We start from the raw sequence: 15,769 nt of genomic DNA on the forward strand, positions 1-15,769 counted from the left end.
GTGGCAGACATCGAATCGAGTAACAGAGGTGTCTATGAGTCACTCATCTGCCCCCGAAAGGGCATCTGGAGCTGTAATCACAGAATGGCGGCCGGAAGATCCCGCTTTCTGGGAACAGCGTGGTCATCGTGTTGCCAGCCGCAACCTGTGGATTTCCGTCCCCTGTTTGCTGCTGGCGTTTTGTGTATGGATGTTATTCAGCGCCGTCGCGGTGAATTTACCGAAGGTCGGTTTTAACTTCACCACCGATCAGCTGTTCATGCTGACCGCCTTGCCGTCTGTTTCTGGCGCATTACTGCGTGTGCCGTACTCCTTTATGGTTCCTCTGTTTGGCGGCCGCCGCTGGACGGCGTTCAGCACCGGGATTCTGGTCATTCCTTGCGTATGGTTAGGTTTTGCCGTGCAGGACACCTCTACGCCGTTTAGCACCTTTATTCTGATTTCTCTGCTGTGCGGTTTTGCCGGCGCGAACTTTGCTTCCAGCATGGCTAACATCAGCTTCTTCTTTCCAAAACAGAAACAGGGCGGCGCGCTGGGTCTGAACGGCGGTTTAGGCAACATGGGCGTGAGCGTTATGCAACTGGTCGCGCCGCTGGTGGTCTCGTTGTCTGTCTTTGCCGTATTTGGCAGTCACGGTGTGGAACAGCCGGACGGTTCGCAGCTGTATCTGGCGAACGCCGCCTGGATTTGGGTGCCGTTCCTGGCCATTTTCACCCTGGCCGCCTGGTTCGGTATGAATGAGCTGGCGACCTCGAAGGCTTCGCTGAAAGATCAGTTGCCGGTACTTAAACGTGGGCACCTGTGGATGATGAGCCTGCTGTATCTGGCGACGTTCGGTTCATTCATCGGCTTCTCCGCCGGGTTTGCGATGCTGTCTAAAACGCAGTTCCCGGAAGTACAGATCCTGCATTATGCCTTCTTCGGCCCGTTAATCGGCGCGCTGGCCCGTTCTGCGGGCGGGGCAATTTCCGACCGTCTGGGCGGAACGCGGGTGACGCTGGTTAACTTTGTGCTGATGGCGATTTTCAGCGCCTTACTGTTCCTGACCTTGCCTTCTAACGGCCAGGGCGGCAGCTTTATCGCCTTCTTCGTTGTCTTCCTGGCGCTGTTCCTGACTGCCGGGCTGGGCAGTGGGTCTACTTTCCAGATGATCTCCGTTATTTTCCGTAAGCTGACGATGGACAGGGTTAAAGCGGAAGGGGGTTCTGAAGAGAAAGCGCTGCGTGAAGCCGCGACCGATACCGCAGCCGCATTGGGCTTTATCTCTGCGATTGGCGCAATCGGCGGTTTCTTTATTCCGAAAGCATTCGGGACATCTCTGGCATTAACCGGCTCACCGGTCGATGCGATGAAAGTGTTCCTGATTTTCTATATTGCCTGCGTAGTCATCACCTGGGCGGTATACGGACGTCATTCTAAAAAATAAAAAAGTAATTGTTTGATTATCCATTGCGCGGCGTTAGACCGCGCTTTTTTTTGCCTGTTTTTAGTTACAACATACTTATTTATAAATAAACAGCGCCAGTTTGTCAGAACAGCGTTCATTTATGCCTTGCAGGGGGCATACCCCTTAATACCCACTTATAAAGAATTTAACATTTACATAATGGATGAATTTAAAAATATTCATATTAATCAGTATGTTGAATGAATAAAAATCATCCTCCTTAAGGGGTATGTCAAAAAACACCCCCGATTTTCATCCCCGTCTGCCTTGATCGTTATCAATTCTGACGCCCTTTCAGAGCGTTACCTTCACAGCCAATCCAGCAATGTCGATTTATCAGAGAGCCGTCAGGCTCCAAACAGGAGAAACCCGATGAGTAAATTCCTGGACCGGTTTCGCTACTTCAAACAGAAGGGCGAAACCTTTGCCGATGGGCACGGCCAGCTTCTCGAAACAAACCGGGACTGGGAGGATGGATACCGCCAACGTTGGCAGCATGACAAAGTCGTGCGTTCAACCCACGGGGTAAACTGTACCGGCTCTTGCAGCTGGAAAATTTATGTGAAAAACGGTCTGGTCACCTGGGAAACCCAGCAGACAGACTACCCGCGCACCCGCCCGGATATGCCGAACCATGAACCTCGCGGCTGCCCGCGCGGTGCGAGCTACTCCTGGTATCTCTACAGCGCAAACCGCCTGAAATATCCGCTGATGCGTAAGCGCCTGATGAAAATGTGGCGTGATGCGAAAAAACTGCACAGCGATCCGGTAGAAGCCTGGGCTTCCATCATCGAAGACGCCGATAAAGCAAAAAGCTTCAAACAAGCGCGTGGTCGTGGTGGCTTCGTTCGTTCTTCCTGGCAGGAAGTGAACGAACTGATTGCGGCATCCAACGTTTATACCATTAAAAATTACGGTCCCGATCGCGTGGCGGGCTTCTCGCCGATTCCGGCAATGTCGATGGTCTCTTACGCATCCGGTGCTCGTTACCTGTCTCTGATCGGCGGGACTTGCCTGAGCTTCTACGACTGGTACTGCGACCTGCCGCCTGCGTCTCCGCAGACCTGGGGCGAGCAGACGGACGTACCGGAATCCGCTGACTGGTACAACTCCAGCTACATCATCGCCTGGGGCTCTAACGTTCCGCAGACCCGTACCCCGGATGCCCACTTCTTTACTGAAGTGCGTTACAAAGGCACCAAAACGGTTGCCGTTACGCCTGACTACGCTGAAATCGCCAAGCTGTGCGACCTGTGGCTGGCGCCGAAGCAGGGGACTGACGCCGCGATGGCGCTGGCGATGGGCCACGTTATGCTGCGTGAATTCCACCTTGATAACCCGAGCCAGTATTTCACCGATTACGTCCGTCGCTATACCGACATGCCGATGCTGGTGATGCTTGAAGAACGCGACGGTTACTATGCCGCTGGCCGTATGCTGCGCGCCGCCGATCTTATTGACGCGCTGGGTCAGGAAAACAACCCGGAATGGAAAACCGTTGCCATCAACACCCGCGGCGATATGGTTGCGCCGAACGGTTCTATTGGCTTCCGTTGGGGTGAGAAAGGCAAATGGAACCTCGAACAGCGTGACGGTACGTCAGGCGAAGAAACCGAACTGCAACTCAGCCTGCTGGGTAGCCAGGACGATATCGCAGAAGTGGGCTTCCCGTACTTTGGTGGTGAAGGCACTGAACACTTCAACAAAGTCGAGTTGCAAAACGTTCTGCTGCACAAGCTACCGGTGAAACGCCTGCAACTGGCAGACGGAACCACCGCGCTGGTGACTACCGTTTACGATCTGACGATGGCGAACTATGGCCTGGAACGCGGTCTGAACGACGAAAACTGCGCAACCAGCTACGACGACATTAAAGCCTATACTCCGGCGTGGGCAGAGCAGATAACCGGCGTACCGCGTGCGCAAATCACTCGTATCGCTCGTGAATTTGCGGATAACGCCGATAAGACGCATGGTCGTTCAATGATCATCGTCGGCGCCGGTCTGAACCACTGGTATCACCTCGATATGAACTATCGTGGGCTTATCAACATGCTGGTGTTCTGCGGCTGTATCGGTCAGAGCGGCGGCGGCTGGGCGCACTATGTCGGCCAGGAAAAACTGCGTCCGCAGACCGGCTGGCAGCCGCTGGCGTTTGCTCTTGACTGGCAGCGTCCGGCGCGTCACATGAACAGCACCTCCTATTTCTATAACCACTCCAGCCAGTGGCGCTACGAGACGGTTACCGCGCAGGAACTGCTGTCGCCGATGGCGGATAAATCCCGCTACAGCGGCCATCTGATCGACTTCAACGTGCGTGCTGAACGCATGGGCTGGTTGCCGTCTGCGCCGCAGTTGGGCACCAACCCGCTGTACATCGCGCGTGAGGCGGAAAAAGCCGGGATGACGGCGGTGGATTACACCGTGAAATCGCTGAAAGAAGGCTCGATTCGTTTTGCGGCGGAGCAGCCGGAAAACGGGAAAAACCACCCGCGTAACCTGTTTATCTGGCGCTCGAACCTGCTGGGTTCATCCGGTAAAGGGCATGAGTACATGCTGAAGTATCTGCTGGGTACGGAAAACGGTATTCAGGGCAAAGATCTGGGTATGCAGGGCGGCGTGAAGCCGGAAGAAGTGGAATGGCAGGATAACGGTCTTGACGGCAAGCTGGACCTGGTGGTGACGCTGGACTTCCGTCTGTCGAGCACCTGCCTGTACTCCGACATCGTACTGCCGACCGCCACCTGGTATGAAAAAGACGACATGAATACCTCGGATATGCATCCGTTTATTCACCCGTTGTCTGCCGCCGTTGACCCGGCCTGGGACTCGAAAAGCGACTGGGAAATCTATAAAGGCATCGCGAAGAAATTCTCTGAAGTCTGCGTGGGACACCTTGGCAAAGAAACCGATGTGGTGACGCTGCCGATTCAGCACGACTCCGCTGCCGAACTGGCGCAACCGCTGGACGTGAAAGACTGGAAAAAAGGCGAATGCGACCTGATCCCAGGTAAAACCGCGCCGCACATCATTCCGGTGGAACGCGACTACCCGGCGACGTATGAGCGTTTTACCTCTATCGGCCCGCTGATGGAGAAAATCGGCAACGGTGGCAAGGGTATCGCCTGGAACACTCAGAGCGAAATGGATTTGCTGCGCAAGCTCAATTACACCAAAGCTGAAGGCCCGGCAAAAGGCCAGCCGATGCTGAATACCGCGATTGATGCCGCCGAGATGATCCTCACGCTGGCGCCGGAAACTAACGGCCACGTAGCGGTGAAAGCCTGGGCGGCACTGAGTGAGTTCACCGGTCGTGACCATACGCATCTGGCGACCAATAAAGAAGAAGAGAAAATCCGCTTCCGCGATATTCAGGCGCAGCCGCGTAAGATTATCTCCAGCCCGACCTGGTCTGGCCTGGAAGATGAACACGTCTCTTACAACGCCGGTTATACCAACGTTCACGAGCTGATTCCGTGGCGTACGCTGTCTGGCCGCCAGTCTTTGTATCAGGATCATCAGTGGATGCGTGACTTTGGCGAAAGCCTGCTGGTTTACCGTCCGCCAATCGACACGCGTTCAGTGAAAGCGGTGATGGGTGAAAAATCTAACGGCAACCCGGAAAAAGCGCTCAACTTCCTGACGCCGCACCAGAAGTGGGGTATCCACTCTACCTACAGCGACAACCTGCTGATGCTGACGTTGTCGCGCGGTGGGCCGATTGTCTGGATGAGCGAAACCGATGCTAAAGATCTGGGTATTGAAGATAACGACTGGATCGAGGTCTTTAACAGCAACGGTGCGCTGACGGCACGCGCGGTGGTAAGCCAGCGTGTTCCGGCCGGGATGACCATGATGTACCACGCGCAGGAACGTATCGTTAACCTGCCGGGTTCAGAAATTACCCAACAGCGCGGCGGTATTCACAACTCTGTAACCCGTATCACGCCGAAGCCGACCCACATGATCGGCGGCTATGCGCAGCTGGCCTACGGCTTTAACTATTACGGTACGGTCGGTTCAAACCGCGATGAGTTTGTTGTGGTGCGTAAGATGAAGAACATTAACTGGTTGGATGGCGAAGGCAATGACCAGGTACAGGAGAGCGTAAAATGAAAATTCGTTCACAAGTCGGCATGGTGCTGAATCTCGATAAATGCATCGGCTGCCACACCTGTTCAGTGACCTGTAAAAACGTCTGGACCAGCCGTGAAGGTATGGAATACGCCTGGTTCAATAACGTGGAAAGTAAGCCTGGCGTCGGTTTCCCGAACGACTGGGAAAATCAGGAAAAATGGAAAGGCGGCTGGGTCCGTAAAATTAACGGCAAACTGCAACCTCGCATGGGCAACCGCGCGATGCTGCTGGGTAAAATCTTCGCTAACCCGCATCTGCCGGGCATTGATGATTACTACGAGCCGTTTGATTACGACTACCAGAACCTGCATACCGCGCCGGAAAGCAAGCATCAGCCGATTGCGCGCCCGCGCTCGCTGATCACCGGTCAGCGGATGAACAAAATCACCAGCGGTCCGAACTGGGAAGAAATTCTGGGTGGCGAATTTGAAAAACGCGCCAAAGACCAGAACTTCGAAAATATGCAGAAGGCGATGTACGGCCAGTTCGAAAACACCTTCATGATGTATCTGCCGCGTCTGTGCGAGCACTGCCTCAACCCGGCGTGCGTGGCGACCTGCCCGAGCGGCGCCATCTACAAGCGTGAAGAGGACGGCATCGTCCTGATTGATCAGGACAAATGCCGCGGTTGGCGTATGTGCATCACCGGTTGCCCGTACAAGAAGATCTACTTCAACTGGAAGAGCGGGAAGTCCGAGAAGTGTATTTTCTGCTATCCGCGTATTGAAGCGGGTCAACCGACCGTATGTTCCGAAACCTGCGTGGGTCGTATCCGTTACCTTGGCGTGCTGCTGTATGACGCCGATGCGATTGAAAGCGCAGCCAGCACCGAGAACGAGAAAGATCTGTATCAGCACCAACTGGATGTGTTCCTCGATCCGAACGATCCGGCGGTCATTGAACAAGCGCTGAAAGACGGCGTTCCGCAGAGCGTTATCGATGCGGCGCAGCAGTCCCCGGTTTACAAAATGGCGATGGACTGGAAGCTGGCGCTGCCGCTGCACCCGGAATACCGTACGCTGCCGATGGTCTGGTACGTGCCGCCGCTGTCACCGATTCAGTCTGCGGCGGATGCAGGTGAACTGGGCAGCAACGGCATCCTGCCGGACGTGGAAAGCCTGCGTATCCCGGTTCAGTACCTGGCGAACCTGCTGACCGCAGGCGATACCCAGCCGGTACTGCTGGCGCTGAAACGTATGCTGGCGATGCGTCACTACAAACGTGCGGAAACCGTTGACGGTAAACTGGATACCCGCGCGCTGGAAGAGGTGGGTCTGAGCGAAGCGCAGGCGCAGGAAATGTACCGTTACCTGGCAATTGCGAACTATGAAGACCGTTTCGTTATCCCGAGCAGCCATCGTGAGCTGGCGCGTGAGGCGTTCCCGGAGAAAAGTGGTTGCGGCTTTACGTTCGGCGATGGTTGCCACGGTTCAGATACCAAATTCAACCTGTTCAACAGCCGCCGCATTGATGCCATCGATGTGAGCAGCAAAACGGAGCCGCACCAATGATTGAACTCGTCATTGTTTCGCGTCTGCTCGAGTACCCGGATGCTGCCTTATGGCAGCATCAACAGGAACTTTTCGATGCACTCGCGTCATCCGAAAACCTGGATAAAGAAGATGCCCAGAGTCTGGCGGTTTTCCTGCGCGATCTCACTGCGCAGGAGATGCTGGATGTACAGGCAAGCTACAGCGAACTGTTTGATCGCGGTCGCGCCACGTCGCTGTTGCTGTTTGAGCATGTTCATGGCGAATCCCGCGATCGCGGCCAGGCAATGGTCGATTTGATGGCACAGTACGAGCAGCACGGCCTGCAACTCGACAGTCGTGAGTTGCCTGACCATCTGCCGCTGTATCTGGAGTATCTGGCGCAGTTGCCGAAAAACGACGCGCTTGGCGGCTTGCAGGACATCGCGCCGATTCTGGCGTTGCTGGGCGCACGTCTGCAACAGCGGGAAAGTCGCTATGCGGTGCTGTTCGATCTGCTGCTGAAGCTGGCTAATACCGTTATCGACAGCGACAAAGTGGCAGAGAAAATTGCGGATGAAGTCCGTGACGATACCCCGCAAGCACTGGATGCCGTCTGGGAAGAAGAACAGGTGAAATTCTTTGCTGAGCAGGGTTGCGGCGAGTCGGAGATTTCCGCTCACCAGCGTCGTTTTGCCGGGGCTGTCGCTCCGCAATATTTGAATATCACCACCGGAGGACAGCAATAATGCACTTCCTGAATATGTTCTTCTTTGATATCTATCCGTACATTGCCGGGTCAGTGTTCCTGATTGGCAGCTGGCTGCGCTATGACTACGGTCAGTACACCTGGCGTGCGGCTTCCAGCCAGATGCTGGATCGCAAAGGGATGAACCTGGCTTCGAACCTGTTCCACTTCGGTATTCTGGGGATCTTCGCGGGTCACTTCCTGGGGATGCTGACGCCGCACTGGATGTACGAAGCGTTCCTGCCGATTGAAGTGAAGCAGAAAATGGCGATGATTGCAGGCGGCGCCTGTGGCGTGATGACGCTGGTCGGTGGCGTACTGCTGCTCAAACGCCGTCTGTTCAGCCCACGCGTGCGTGCAACGACCACGGGAGCGGATATTTTGATCCTTTCTCTGCTGGTGATTCAGTGCGCGCTGGGACTGCTGACTATTCCGTTCTCTGCGCAACACATGGACGGTAGCGAAATGATGAAACTGGTGGGGTGGGCGCAATCTGTAGTGACGTTCCACGGCGGCGCGTCTGAGCATTTAGAGGGCGTAGCGTTCATTTTCCGCCTGCACCTGGTGCTGGGGATGACGTTGTTCCTGCTGTTCCCGTTCTCGCGCCTGGTTCACATCTGGAGCGCGCCGGTCGAGTACCTGACGCGTAAATACCAGGTCGTGCGTGCCCGTCGCTGATACAGCTTTGCGTGCGGCTAAACCCTGCTTCGGCAGGGTTTTTTTATGCCTGTCTGCCGGATGGCGGCTGCGCCTTATCCGGCCTACGATCGGACATAACATGTGGTTATGTGATCATGTAGGCCCGGTAAACGGAGTGCCACCGGGCAAAATATGGAGCACAGGAATTTAATTTGGCTGGGGTGCAACAGATAAGTAATGGTGGTGGGGGAAGGATGACTCGGCGCGTTGCTAAACCCTGCTTCGGCAGGTTTTTTTATGCCTGTTTGCCGGATGGCGGCTGCGCCTTATCCGGCCTACGATCGGACATAACATGTGGTTATGTGATCATGTAGGCCCGGTAAACGGAGTGCCACCGGGCAAAATATGGAACACAGGAATTTAATTTGGCTGGGGTGCAACAGATAAATAATGGTGGTGGGGGAAGGATTACTCGGCGCGTTGCGCCTCGCCCTTCGGGTCGTTGCCTTCGGCAACGCTTTCTCGCTTCCGCTCGAATCGAACCTTAGTCGAAGTTTCTCATCCTTCCCCGTGAGGGCAGAATATGGGGCAAGGTTATTAAAAGTAGTTTGTGTGCTTTCAGGAAGTAATGGTGGTGGGGGAAGGATTCGAACCTTCGAAGTCGATGACGGCAGATTTACAGTCTGCTCCCTTTGGCCACTCGGGAACCCCACCAGGGGTAATTCAAATTGTAGAGGTCTTGCGAAGAGATGGTGGTGGGGGAAGGATTCGAACCTTCGAAGTCGATGACGGCAGATTTACAGTCTGCTCCCTTTGGCCGCTCGGGAACCCCACCACGGGGTAATGCTTTGTACTGGCCTGCTTCCTGTCGGGAAGCGGGGCGCATCATATCAAATGACACGCCGCTGTAAAGCATTCCTTTGCTTAAAATGAACTGTTTGCGTACTTTTCATCCGTAACGGAGTAAAGCTAATCAATTCATATCGTTGACGATTACAGAATGATGGTGCGATTCCCGTAAACAAACACACGCTGGGCCAGCACCTTATACAATGCGCGGCTTAACACATTCTTTTCAACATCACGCCCTGCTCGCATCATATCCTCAGCCGTATAGGTGTGATCGACATGAATTACGTCCTGCATAATGATCGGGCCTTCGTCCAGATTATCGTTCACGTAGTGCGCGGTAGCGCCGATAATTTTCACGCCACGCTCATAAGCCTGATGGTAAGGTCGTGCGCCAATAAAAGCCGGCAGGAACGAATGGTGAATATTGATAATCTTATTCGGGAAGCGGGAAACGAATTCCGGCGTCAGGACGCGCATATACTTAGCCAGCACGACATAATCAGGCTGGTGCGCATCAATGGCGTCCGCCATCTGTTTATCGTGCTCGTCGCGCGTTAACCCTTCGTGGCTGACCAGCTCGAAAGGAATATCAAAACGTTCAACCAGAGGTCGCAGGGTTTCGTGGTTGCCGATTACGGCGGAAATCTCAACGTCGAGCCCGCCATAGTTGGCTTTCATTAACAGATCGCCCAGACAATGCGCTTCTTTGGTGACCAGAATGACGATGCGGCGACGCCCGGCAGGATTCAACTCGCGCACCGAACCTTCCGGTAATGCGCTGTCGAGATCGGCAAGCAGCGTGACATCATTAAAAATGCCTTCCAGCTCTGTGCGCATAAAGAAGCGCCCGGTCCGGTGGTCAACAAATTCGTTGTTTTGCACGATATTGAGTTCGTGCTTGTAGCAGATATTTGTAATACGCGCGATGAGGCCCTTCTGATCGGGGCAGATAGTACGCAGAACTTTTCGTTGTAGTGAGTGCATTACCGGGTAAATCCTGTTTAATGTGTTTGCTGTATCAGCACTGTCAGGCGTTTTAGCCGCAGCACTTTTTAAATTTTTTGCCGGACCCGCAGGGGCAGGGATCGTTTCGACCAAACTGGGGGCGCGTACCGTCAATATAGTACCACTGACCGTTTTCTTTTAAGAAACGCGAACGTTCAATAATCGCGCCGGGTGTTCCCTGTTCGATAAAACGGGCCACAAAACTGACATACCCTGTGTTTTCCGCGTCTGACCCGCTCTCTTCAAAAATGGTCAACCCAAGCCACTCAGTATGGGCGAACCCCGCGACAATATCGTCCCGAAAGGCGGTTGCACCACATGCGGGATGCCAGGTTCTAATCAGGTAATTTGCGTCTTTCATCACAAAAGCGCAGTAGCGAGAACGCATGAGATGTGACGGATCGGGTGCAACTCGCTCACCGGACACAATAGGGCCGCAACATAGGCTATACTCGACAGCGCTACCGCAGGGACAAAGCTGAGACACAATCATCTCCCTGGATAAAAAAAACGGCGTACAAACGCCAGGGTAGCGCTATGTTAACCGAGTGGTGACGATGTTGCTACGTCTGGAAGCCAGGGGAAGTTTTTACGTACGATGAGAAAAATTAAAATAGGGCTGGCGCTAGGTTCCGGCGCCGCAAGAGGATGGTCGCATATTGGTGTCATCAAAGCCCTGAAACACATGGGCATTGATATCGATATCGTGGCGGGATGTTCAATTGGTTCGCTGGTTGGCGCCGCATACGCCTGCAATAAACTGCCCGCGCTTGAACAGTGGGTGTGTTCGTTCAGTTACTGGGATGTCCTGCGCCTGATGGATCTCTCCTGGCGCAGAGGAGGGTTGCTGCGCGGCGAGCGCGTCTTCAATCAGTACCGGAACGTTATGCCGGTACTGGATTTTGAACAATGCACCCGACGTTTTGGTACGGTGGCGACCAACCTGAGTACAGGGCGAGAATTGTGGTTTACCGAAGGCGACCTGCACCTTGCGGTTCGCGCGTCTTGCAGTATGCCAGGCCTGATGTCTCCGGTGGCGCATAACGGCTACTGGCTGGTGGATGGCGCCGTCGTTAACCCTGTTCCCGTTTCTCTGACGCGTGCGATGGGCGCCGATATTGTTATTGCGGTCGATCTTCAGCACGATGCGCACCTTATGCAGCAAGATCTTCTGTCTTTGAATGTCAGCAATGATAACGATGAGAGTGATGATTCGCTCTCCTGGCATGCGCGTTTGAAAGAGCGCCTCAGCAGCATGACTTCACGCCGTGCGGTCACCGCGCCAACGGCGATGGAGATTATGACAACGTCCATTCAGGTGCTGGAAAACCGCCTTAAACGCAACCGAATGGCAGGCGACCCGCCGGATATTCTGATTCAACCGTTCTGTCCGCAAATATCCACGTTGGACTTCCACCGTGCCAGTGCCGCTATTGCTGCGGGACAACTGGCGGTAGAGAAAAAGATGGACGAACTTTTGCCTTTGGTGCGTACCGACGTTTAACGCATCTTTTATACACACTTAAGCAAATTCTGACAGGCGCGAGCGGCAATAGCATGCCACTATTTACTAAAGCCAGTCAGGGGAGAAAACATGACGCAGCCATTGGTCGGAAAACAGATTCTTATTGTGGAGGACGAGCCTGTATTTCGCTCGCTTCTGGATTCGTGGTTTTCCTCTTTGGGAGCGACAACGGCACTGGCGGGCGATGGTCTTGACGCCCTGGAGTTACTGGGAAGTTTTACGCCTGATCTGATGATCTGCGATCTTGCGATGCCAAGGATGAACGGTCTCAAACTGGTAGAGCATTTACGTAATCGGGGCGATCAGACCCCCATTCTGGTTATCTCGGCGACAGAAAATATGGCAGATATCGCCAAAGCGCTGCGACTGGGCGTTGAGGACGTCCTGCTAAAGCCAGTGAAAGATCTCAATCGTCTGCGGGAAACCGTCTTCGCCTGCCTCTATCCCAATATGTTTAACTCTCGGGTTGAAGAAGAAGAACGCCTGTTTCGGGACTGGGATGCGATGGTTGATAACCCGGTGGCGGCAGCAAAGCTGTTGCAGGAGTTGCAACCTCCGGTTCAGCAGGTTATTTCGCATTGCCGAATCAATTACCGCCAACTTGTTGCGGCAGACAAACCCGGTCTGGTGCTGGATATTGCGCCGCTGTCTGATAACGATCTCGCTTTTTATTGCCTCGACGTAACGCGGGCAGGGGATAATGGCGTACTGGCCGCGTTATTACTGCGGGCGCTATTTAATGGCTTATTGCAGGAACAGCTCGCTCATCAGAATCAGCGTTTGCCGGAACTGGGGGCGTTATTGAAACAGGTCAATCATCTGCTTCGGCAGGCGAATTTGCCGGGACAGTTTCCGCTATTAGTGGGTTATTACCACAGCGGTCTTAAAAATTTGATACTGGTTTCAGCAGGCCTGAATGCGACGTTAAATACCGGTTCTCACCAGGTACAGATCAGTAATGGCGTTCCGCTGGGCACATTGGGCAATACCTACCTGAACCAATTAAGCCAACGCTGCGAGTCATGGCAGTGCCAAATTTGGGGCGCGGGCGGGCGTTTGCGTCTTATGTTGTCTGCGGAATGAGCAAATGAAAAGGCAAAGTGAAATTGATTTACCCGCCTTTCTCTGTGGGTGCTACTATCAGCGCCAGATTATACGTATTTGTCTTAATTATACTAACACGCGTCCTTTTCGGAACTGAGGCTTGTACCAGTGCTGATATACTCGGATGCGATACAGATTGATGAACACGTTCAATACATGAACAGTCCAGGAGATTTTTAAATGGCTGCCCTAAATTCGAAAGTCAAAAAAGCCGTTATCCCGGTCGCGGGATTAGGAACCAGGATGTTACCGGCGACGAAAGCGATCCCGAAAGAGATGCTGCCGCTGGTTGATAAGCCATTAATTCAGTATGTCGTGAATGAATGTATTGCTGCGGGCATCACTGAAATTGTGCTGGTGACGCACTCTTCCAAAAACTCGATCGAAAACCATTTCGATACCAGTTTCGAACTGGAAGCCATGCTGGAAAAACGTGTTAAGCGTCAGCTGCTGGAAGAGGTGCAATCTATTTGCCCTCCGCACGTAACGATTATGCAGGTGCGTCAGGGACTGGCGAAAGGCCTGGGTCATGCCGTATTGTGCGCGCATCCTGTTGTTGGTAATGAGCCCGTCGCGGTGATTCTGCCGGACGTTATTCTGGATGAATACGAATCCGATCTGTCTCAGGATAACCTTGCTGAAATGATTCGTCGTTTTGACGAAACCGGCTGTAGCCAGATTATGGTTGAGCCTGTTGAAGATGTTACCGCATACGGCGTTGTTGATTGCAAAGGCGCGGCGCTGGCACCGGGCGAAAGCGTGCCGATGGTTGGCGTTGTAGAGAAGCCGAAAGCGGATGTCGCGCCGTCTAATCTCGCGGTAGTTGGCCGTTATGTCCTGAGCGCGGACATCTGGCCTCTGCTGGCGAAAACCCCTCCGGGAGCGGGCGACGAAATTCAGCTGACCGACGCGATTGATATGCTGATCGAAAAAGAAACGGTCGAAGCCTACCATATGAAGGGCAAAAGCCACGACTGCGGTAATAAATTAGGTTACATGCAGGCGTTCGTTGAATATGGCATCCGTCATAATTCTCTGGGCGCTGAATTTAAAGCATGGCTTGAAGACGAGCTGGGTATTAAGAAGTAAGCGGTATAATCTGAAAGGCGCGGCGCTGTTAAAGCGCCGTTTTTTTTTGCCCTGAACAGACGAGGTATGAGGGAAGGGCAAAAAAAATCCCGCCGCTGGCGGGATTTTAAGCAAACATATTCCGAATTATCCCTTGATCAGGAAATCGTCCAGTTGTTTACCTTGTTCTTCCATCGCTTTTTTGATCACTGCCGGTGTACGACCCTGGCCAGTCCAGGTTTTCGTTTCACCGTTTTCATCAACGTAGCTATATTTAGCCGGACGAGCAGCGCGTTTAGCTTTAGTGCCAGATTTAACGGCAGCCATGCTATTCAGCAGTTCGTTCGGATCAATACCGTCGGCAATCAGCATTTCACGATATTGTTGCAGTTTACGGGTACGCTCTTCAACTTCAGCTGCGGCGGCGCTTTCTTCTTCGCGACGCTCGTTAACAACAACTTCTAATTTTTCCAGCATTTCTTCAAGCGTTTCCAGGGTACATTCTCTTGCCTGTGCACGAAGAGTACGGATGTTGTTCAGAATTTTAAGTGCTTCGCTCATTGTAGTAATCTCAAACTTATATTGGGGGTGGTTTGTTGAGCTAATAATAGAGCGATAAATTCAGATGTGCAATAGCCTGGAATGTAAGGAATTCAAAATTGCTCTTTATTAAGTACAGATATTAATTATCCCATCTTAAATTTTTCTTGAAGAACCGCACAAAAAAGAGCTTATTGGCAACGAGGTTACTCATGGCATAACGTTAAAATTCCAGGATTTTAGTCACATTTTATCAGGGTGGAATAGGCTGTCATTGCAGTAATTTCAACCTTTTGTATTAGTTTCCCTTACGGGAAAGTCCTAATACGTTGCCACATTTATGAGGAAGCGTAACAATAAGTATGAGCGCCCGGTTATGCGATGAGATGATAAGCAGCATTGATGAATATCTTAGGCACAATTTGTGAAGGAATGTGTATAACCGAACGATGTTTGCTCAATTCTTTATACTGGAGGCGTGACGAGGCGCCCCCGACATGCCGGTAAATTATGATACAATCCCGCCCAATCTTTATTTCAGCCAGGTGAGGGCCTGCTGCCAATGGCACAGCTATATTTCTACTATTCGGCAATGAATGCGGGTAAGTCGACTGCATTGCTGCAATCTTCATACAATTATCAGGAACGCGGGATGCGTACCGTTGTATATACAGCGGAAATTGATGACCGCTTCGGCGCCGGTAAAGTCAGTTCGCGTATCGGTCTCTCCTCGCCAGCAAAATTGTTTAACCAAAATTCATCGTTGTTTGAAGAGATTCGCACCGAGAATGCGCAACAGACAATACATTGCGTTCTGGTTGATGAGTGTCAGTTTTTGACTCGCCAGCAGGTGTACGAATTATCTGAGGTTGTTGACCAACTGGATATTCCGGTGTTGTGTTACGGGTTGCGTACTGATTTTCGTGGCGAGTTATTTGGCGGCAGCCAATACTTACTCGCGTGGTCAGATAAACTCGTCGAATTAAAGACAATCTGTTTTTGTGGCCGTAAGGCAAGCATGGTATTGCGTCTTGATCAGGCTGGCAGACCTTATAATGAAGGGGAGCAGGTTGTGATTGGTGGGAACGAGCGTTATGTCTCTGTATGCCGCAAGCATTACAAAGAAGCCCTTGCCGAAGGCTCCCTGACGTCGATTCAGGAGAAACACCGCCACGCGTGATTGCACGCGTTCTGTAGGCCGGATAAGGCACTTGTGCCGCCATCCGGCGACCCCT

At 52.9% G+C, this 15,769-nt stretch carries 12 protein-coding genes, 2 tRNA genes and 1 other RNA gene; 9 read left to right on the forward strand and 6 right to left on the reverse strand.

The window, feature by feature from the left end; translation table 11 throughout:
- Positions 1-34 precede the first annotated feature (34 nt).
- From OGV50_RS17545 to narI, 5 genes are all read left to right on the forward strand, one after another.
- Positions 35-1,426, forward strand: coding sequence for a NarK family nitrate/nitrite MFS transporter (locus OGV50_RS17545; RefSeq protein ID WP_024130296.1), 1,392 nt, complete (start codon positions 35-37; stop codon positions 1,424-1,426).
- Positions 1,427-1,819: 393 nt separating this feature from the next.
- On the forward strand, positions 1,820-5,563 hold the full coding sequence (locus tag OGV50_RS17550; protein ID WP_200090657.1) for a nitrate reductase subunit alpha: 3,744 nt from the start codon (positions 1,820-1,822) through the stop codon (positions 5,561-5,563).
- On the forward strand, positions 5,560-7,095 hold the full coding sequence (gene narH / locus OGV50_RS17555) for a nitrate reductase subunit beta (RefSeq protein ID WP_112002042.1): 1,536 nt from the start codon (positions 5,560-5,562) through the stop codon (positions 7,093-7,095). The genes OGV50_RS17550 and narH overlap by 4 nt, the downstream gene beginning before the upstream one ends.
- Positions 7,092-7,802, forward strand: a complete 711-nt coding sequence (gene narJ, locus OGV50_RS17560; RefSeq protein ID WP_012132186.1) for a nitrate reductase molybdenum cofactor assembly chaperone — start codon at positions 7,092-7,094, stop codon at positions 7,800-7,802. Before narH ends, narJ begins: the two co-directional genes overlap by 4 nt.
- On the forward strand, positions 7,802-8,479 hold the full coding sequence (gene narI, locus OGV50_RS17565) for a respiratory nitrate reductase subunit gamma (protein ID WP_012132187.1): 678 nt from the start codon (positions 7,802-7,804) through the stop codon (positions 8,477-8,479). Before narJ ends, narI begins: the two co-directional genes overlap by 1 nt.
- 412 nt (positions 8,480-8,891) lie before the next feature.
- On the opposite strand, the gene OGV50_RS17570 is transcribed toward narI, so the two are convergent.
- The 5 genes from OGV50_RS17570 to OGV50_RS17590 all read right to left on the reverse strand — a co-directional run bounded on the left by OGV50_RS17570 (position 8,892) and on the right by OGV50_RS17590 (position 10,784).
- Positions 8,892-9,023, reverse strand: a non-coding RNA gene (locus OGV50_RS17570) — RtT sRNA.
- 46 nt (positions 9,024-9,069) lie between these two features.
- A tRNA-Tyr gene (locus OGV50_RS17575) sits at positions 9,070-9,154 on the reverse strand.
- Positions 9,155-9,190: 36 nt separating this feature from the next.
- A tRNA-Tyr gene (locus tag OGV50_RS17580) sits at positions 9,191-9,275 on the reverse strand.
- A gap of 158 nt (positions 9,276-9,433) precedes the next feature.
- Positions 9,434-10,276, reverse strand: coding sequence for a formyltetrahydrofolate deformylase (gene purU, locus OGV50_RS17585; RefSeq protein ID WP_104868603.1), 843 nt, complete (start codon positions 10,274-10,276; stop codon positions 9,434-9,436).
- Positions 10,277-10,328: 52 nt separating this feature from the next.
- Entirely contained in the window at positions 10,329-10,784 is a 456-nt protein-coding gene (locus tag OGV50_RS17590) for a YchJ family protein (RefSeq protein WP_115182331.1), read from the reverse strand.
- A gap of 111 nt (positions 10,785-10,895) precedes the next feature.
- Here OGV50_RS17590 and rssA point away from each other — a divergent pair, with 111 nt between their 5' ends.
- The 3 genes from rssA (at position 10,896) to galU (ending at position 14,015) form a co-directional block, all read left to right on the forward strand.
- Positions 10,896-11,801 (forward strand): patatin-like phospholipase RssA, encoded by a 906-nt coding sequence (gene rssA / locus OGV50_RS17595; protein WP_012132192.1) that lies wholly within the window; start codon positions 10,896-10,898, stop codon positions 11,799-11,801.
- Positions 11,802-11,891: 90 nt separating this feature from the next.
- Positions 11,892-12,905, forward strand: a complete 1,014-nt coding sequence (gene rssB / locus OGV50_RS17600; protein WP_012132193.1) for a two-component system response regulator RssB — start codon at positions 11,892-11,894, stop codon at positions 12,903-12,905.
- 201 nt (positions 12,906-13,106) lie between these two features.
- Complete coding sequence (gene galU, locus OGV50_RS17605) at positions 13,107-14,015, forward strand: UTP--glucose-1-phosphate uridylyltransferase GalU (protein ID WP_012132194.1); 909 nt, start codon at positions 13,107-13,109, stop codon at positions 14,013-14,015.
- Positions 14,016-14,141: 126 nt separating this feature from the next.
- Here galU and hns read toward each other — a convergent pair whose 3' ends face one another.
- The gene (gene hns / locus OGV50_RS17610; RefSeq protein WP_012132196.1) at positions 14,142-14,555 is read right to left on the reverse strand and encodes a histone-like nucleoid-structuring protein H-NS; all 414 of its coding nucleotides are present in this window, start codon (positions 14,553-14,555) and stop codon (positions 14,142-14,144) included.
- A gap of 541 nt (positions 14,556-15,096) precedes the next feature.
- Here hns and tdk point away from each other — a divergent pair.
- A complete protein-coding gene (tdk, locus tag OGV50_RS17615) occupies positions 15,097-15,714 on the forward strand; it encodes a thymidine kinase (RefSeq protein ID WP_012132197.1) in 618 nt (205 codons plus the stop codon).
- Positions 15,715-15,769 lie beyond the last annotated feature (55 nt).

This window comes from Citrobacter sp. CK180, from assembly GCF_030333655.1.
GTDB classification, from domain to species: Bacteria; Pseudomonadota; Gammaproteobacteria; order Enterobacterales; family Enterobacteriaceae; genus Citrobacter_B; species Citrobacter_B koseri.

What these genes read in the sequence shown, in the direction of transcription:
- rssA (WP_012132192.1), top strand. Translation starts at nt 10,896, where the DNA reads ATGAGAAAAATTAAAATAGGGCTGGCGCTAGGTTCCGGCGCCGCAAGA.
- OGV50_RS17545 (WP_024130296.1), top strand. Translation starts at nt 35, where the DNA reads ATGAGTCACTCATCTGCCCCCGAAAGGGCATCTGGAGCTGTAATCACA.
- OGV50_RS17550 (WP_200090657.1), top strand. Translation starts at nt 1,820, where the DNA reads ATGAGTAAATTCCTGGACCGGTTTCGCTACTTCAAACAGAAGGGCGAA.
- narH (WP_112002042.1), top strand. Translation starts at nt 5,560, where the DNA reads ATGAAAATTCGTTCACAAGTCGGCATGGTGCTGAATCTCGATAAATGC.
- rssB (WP_012132193.1), top strand. Translation starts at nt 11,892, where the DNA reads ATGACGCAGCCATTGGTCGGAAAACAGATTCTTATTGTGGAGGACGAG.
- hns (WP_012132196.1), bottom strand. Translation starts at nt 14,555, where the DNA reads ATGAGCGAAGCACTTAAAATTCTGAACAACATCCGTACTCTTCGTGCA.
- narI (WP_012132187.1), top strand. Translation starts at nt 7,802, where the DNA reads ATGCACTTCCTGAATATGTTCTTCTTTGATATCTATCCGTACATTGCC.
- galU (WP_012132194.1), top strand. Translation starts at nt 13,107, where the DNA reads ATGGCTGCCCTAAATTCGAAAGTCAAAAAAGCCGTTATCCCGGTCGCG.
- narJ (WP_012132186.1), top strand. Translation starts at nt 7,092, where the DNA reads ATGATTGAACTCGTCATTGTTTCGCGTCTGCTCGAGTACCCGGATGCT.
- tdk (WP_012132197.1), top strand. Translation starts at nt 15,097, where the DNA reads ATGGCACAGCTATATTTCTACTATTCGGCAATGAATGCGGGTAAGTCG.
- purU (WP_104868603.1), bottom strand. Translation starts at nt 10,276, where the DNA reads ATGCACTCACTACAACGAAAAGTTCTGCGTACTATCTGCCCCGATCAG.